The 4,474-nt window shown below is 74.9% G+C and carries 3 protein-coding genes; 2 read left to right on the forward strand and 1 reads right to left on the reverse strand.

Annotation, left to right across the window (positions count from 1 at the left end):
- Window positions 1-2,189: FtsK/SpoIIIE domain-containing protein (locus AC4IJH_RS43040; protein ID WP_490857495.1), on the forward strand; the 2,189-nt coding region annotated here is incomplete at its 5' end.
- Window positions 2,190-2,236: 47 nt separating this feature from the next.
- On the opposite strand, the gene AC4IJH_RS43045 is transcribed toward AC4IJH_RS43040, so the two are convergent.
- Window positions 2,237-2,656: a hypothetical protein gene (locus AC4IJH_RS43045; RefSeq protein ID WP_490857496.1), complete on the reverse strand. Its 420-nt coding sequence runs from the start codon at window positions 2,654-2,656 to the stop codon at window positions 2,237-2,239.
- Between the two features lie 427 nt (window positions 2,657-3,083).
- On the opposite strand from AC4IJH_RS43045, the gene AC4IJH_RS43050 reads away from it, so the two are divergent.
- The gene (locus AC4IJH_RS43050; protein ID WP_490857497.1) at window positions 3,084-4,451 is read left to right on the forward strand and encodes an ABC transporter substrate-binding protein; all 1,368 of its coding nucleotides are present in this window, start codon (window positions 3,084-3,086) and stop codon (window positions 4,449-4,451) included.
- Window positions 4,452-4,474 lie beyond the last annotated feature (23 nt).

Consider the following 4,474-nt stretch of genomic DNA (forward strand, 5'->3'; position numbering starts at 1 on the left):
GCTCCGCCCCCGCCGACCCGTCCGCCCCCGCCTGGCGGCAGCCGGACCAGCCGCCCGGCGCCGGAGCCGACGGCGGCGCCGCGCTGCCCGCCGAGCACCTCGCCGCGGCGTCGTCCGCCGAAGGCCCGGACCCGGCCGCCGCACACGAGCGCTGCCCCGACCCGGCCACAGTCCTGCTGACCGCGCTCGGCCCCGGCCCCCGCCTGTGGGAGCGCGGCACCGACCACCCCGACGCGCTGACGGTCCGGCTCGGCACGGCCGCACAGCCCGGTGGCCGCGGGGCCGTGCCCGTCACCGTCGAGCTGCGCAAGGCGGGCGCCCTGGGCCTGGCCGGGCCCCGCCCCCGTCTGGCCGGGCTGGCCCGCTCCGCCGTCGCCCAGCTCGCCGCGCTGCACTCCCCCACCGCCCTGGAGATCGTGCTGATCAGCACGGACCGCTCGCGCCATGTCGAGGACCGGCTGGCCGACTGGGCCTGGCTGGGCTGGCTGCCCCAGGTCCGCCCCTCCCACGGCCAGGACTGCCGGCTGCTGCTCGCCTACGACAAAGAGCAGGCCGCCGCCCGTACCTCCGAGCTGGTGCGGCGGCTGGACGACGGCCCGCTGGGCCCCGGCTGGCCCAGCGCCGAGCGCTCCGCCGTCGCCGCGGCCGCCGCCCGCCACCACGGCCCGTACACCGTCGTCGTCGTGGACGGCGACCCCGGTACGGCCGCGCTGCGCGAGACGGTGGCGCGGCTCGCCGCGGGCGGCCCCGCGGCCGGCATCCATCTGCTGTGCCTGGCCGAGACGCCCGCCGCCACCCCCGCCTTCCCGCTCGCCGCCACCTACGAAGCGGCCCGCGCGGCCTCGCCCGGATTCGGCGAGTGCGGGGCGGTCGCGGTCCTCAGCGGCGATGTCGCCACCGCCCTGCGCGTCATCCAGCCGGGCACCAGCCCCAACGGCACGGTCGCCACGGTGGACGCGGTCTCCCCCGCCTGGGCCGAGCGCATCGCCCGCGCCCTGTCCCCGCTGCGCGAGACCGACTCCGGCGCGGCGGGGCGCCCGGCCCGCAGGGCGGCCGTCCCGCTGCCCGAATCCTCCCGGCTGCTGGACGAGTTGGGCCTGGCCCGGGCCACCCCGGCCTCCCTGATGGCCCGTTGGGCCGCCGCGGCGGACGGTGACCGCCCCGGCGCCATGGCGGTGCTGGGCGCGGGCCCGCACGGCCCGCTGTGCGCCGACCTCGCGGGCGAGGAGGGCTCCCATCTCCTCCTTGAGGGCGCCACCGGCAGCGGCAAGACCGAGCTGCTGCGCTCGGTGGCCGCCTCCCTGGCCGCGGCCGACCGGCCGGACCGGCTCACCCTGGTCCTGGTGGACGGCGGCGGCAGCGAGCGCGGCGAGGGCCTGCGCGTGTGTACGGACCTGCCGCATGTGACGACGTATCTGGCCGCCTCCGACCCCGTCCGCATGCGGGCCTTCGCCCAGGCGCTCACCTCCGAGCTCAAGCGGCGCGCGGAAATACTGGGCGGCACGGGCTTCGCCGAGTGGCGCGCCAAGCACCAGTGCGCGCCCCGGGTCGTGGCCCCGCGCCGCTCGGCCGAGGGTTCCTTCGAGGTCCAGCGGGCCGACGCGGACAGCTCCTCCACCGGCACCCTGCGCCTGCGGGCGCGCGGCGCCGACCCCGCGCCGCCCGCCGAGGAGAGCTCCGCGCCCATGCCGCGGCTGTTCGTCCTCGTCGACGACTTCGACGCGCTGGTGTCCCCCGCGCTGGGCAGTACGGGCCGGCCCGCGGCCGGTTCGGTGGTCCGCGCCCTGGAGGCCGTCGCCCGCGACGGCGCCGCGCTCGGTGTGCATCTGATCGCGGCGACCGGCCACCCCGACCGTACGGCCGATACCGCTACGGCCCAACATGCCGGACTCCGCGTGGAGTTGGGCTTCCCCGGGGACCCCGCCGACCCCGTCCCGCCGGGCCGCGGGCGGCTGCATCTGGCCGAGGACGACTCCTCGACCCCCTTCCAGGCCGGCCGGGTCACCGGGCGCATACCCCGTACCTCCACCCTGCGCCCCACGGTCGTCCCGCTGGAGTGGCAGCGCATGGGCGACCCCCCGGCCCGCCGCCCGCTGCGCGAACTGGGCAACGGCCCCACCGACCTGGCCCTCCTGGCCAGCGCCCTCCAGCGCGCGGCGGGCTCGACGACCGTGCCCCCGCTCCTCTGACCCGTGCGACCCCACGGGACGGACGAGCGGGGGTTGCGACGCGGGCCCTAGCCGCAGTTGAGGTTGCGGACCGGGCCGATCTTGGTGCCGCTGACCGGGCCGCTGCTCCAGTGGAGGATGACGCGGTGGTCGTGTACCCCGGCGCAGCCCGCGCCCAGGCCGCGGCCCGCGCTGCCGATCCAGCGCTCCTCGGCGTCGTTGGCCCAGCCCCACCACCGCGAGCTCTGCAGCTGGGCGGTGAAGGTCCAGTTGTTCGCGCAGCCCGCGCTGGAGGCGCCGGCGGAGACATGGCCCGGCCGGTCCTGCACCGGAGCGCCGACGTCGAAGGTGCAGCCCTGGATCGTGACCGTGGACGTGGCGGGGGCCTGTGCCGCGGGGGCATCGGCCCGTGCCACGCCGCTGAGGCCGAGGCCGGCCACGGCCAGTGTGGTCGCGACGGCGGCGGCACGGCGATGGATGGTGGTCATGGTTACTCCCCGTATGTCTTGCTTGCCTGGATTCGTGTCATCCCTACCAGGCCGGTGGGGCGCGATGGCGCCCGTTCGCTTCGGACACGTACGCGGGCGCCCATCCGTATGACACGCGGGCGGAAAACGCGAAGAACGCAGAGAACGCAGAGAACGCGAAGATCACGGAGAACGCGGAGGACACGGAAAGGCTCCGTGGCGGTCCCGCGCGCACTGCGCGCTCCGCCCGCCGCCCGGCCCGAGCGCGTAACGGGGCGGTCACGAAAGGCCAGTTGGCGCGGGACGCGGTATTGCGGCGGCAGTGATCCCGGCGTAGGACTGTCGCACGACGGCACGCACGACAGCACGCACGAGCCACGCACCGAAGGCGAGCAGGGCGGCACACGGCGCCAGACGGCGCCACCGCGGCGTACGGGAGGCAACGGGGATGCGGACACGGCGCTCGACCCTCCGCACGACAACGGCACTCGTCGCCGGCGGCGCACTCGCGCTGGCGCTGGCCGCGTGCGGCGGCAGCGACAACGGCGACGGCGGGAACGGCAGCGGCAAGGAGACCGGCGGCGCGAAGCAGACCGTCGAACTGCCGCGGCTGAACGGCCAGAAGATCCAGGTGACCGCCGTCTGGACCGGCCCGGAGCGCAAGAGCTTCGAGAAGGTGCTCGACGAGTTCGAGAAGCGCACCGGCGCGAACGTCACCTTCATTCCCAGCGGCGACGACATGGCCGGCTTCGTCGGTACGAAGATCGCCGGTGGCCAGCCGCCGGACGTGGCCATGGTCCCGCAGGTCGGCGTGTTGCGCGAGTTCGCGCAGAAGGGCTGGCTCAAGCCGCTGGGCGCCGGTGCCAAGGCGCAGCTGGCCAAGAACTTCTCCCAGGGCTGGCAGGACCTGGGCGCGTACAAGAACACCTCCTACGGCGTGTACTTCAAGGCCAGCAACAAGTCCCTGATCTGGTACAACGCCAAGGCGTTCGAGAACGCGGGCACCTCCGAGCCCAAGACCTGGCAGGACTTCCTCAAGACGGCCCAGACCATCGCCGACTCGGGCGTGGAGCCGGTCTCGGTCGGCGGCGCGGACGGCTGGACTCTCACCGACTGGTTCGAGAACATCTATCTCTCGCAGGCCGGGCCGCAGAAGTACGACCAGCTCACCCAGCACAAGATCAAGTGGACCGATCCCTCCGTCAAGCAGGCGCTGACCACCCTGGCGCAGCTCTTCGGCAAGCCCTCGCTGCTCTCCGGAGGCAACGGCGGCGCCCTGCAGACGCAGTTCCCCAACTCCGTCACCCAGGTCTTCAGCGGCGACCAGCCCAAGGCCGCGATGGTCGCGGCCGCCGACTTCGCCGCCACCAACATCGGCCAGACCAAGGCGAAGCTGGGCACGGACGCCAAGCTCTTCCCCTTCCCCGCGGTCGGCGAGAAGGCGCCGGTGGTCACGGCGGGCGACGCCGGGGTGGTGCTCAAGGAGGGCAAGGCGGCCCAGGCGCTGCTGACGTTCCTGGCCTCCACCGACGCCGCCGCCATCTGGGCGGGCCAGAGCGGCTTCATCTCGCCCAACAAGGCGCTGGACCGGTCCGCGTACGCCAATGACGTGCTGCGCGAGATCGCCGGTGCGCTGATCGCGGCCGGGGACGACTTCCGCTTCGACATGTCCGACCAGGCGCCCGCGAGCTTCGGCGGCAAGCCGGGCCAGGGCGAGTGGAAGGACCTGCAGGACTTCCTGAAGAACCCCAAGAACATCGCGGGCACCCAGGCCCAGCTGGAGAAGGACGCGGCGAAGGCCTTCGGCGCGAACTGAGGGCCGGCCCGGCTCACGGCACC

The sequence above is a fragment of the Streptomyces sp. UF-297 genome, from assembly GCF_058245575.1.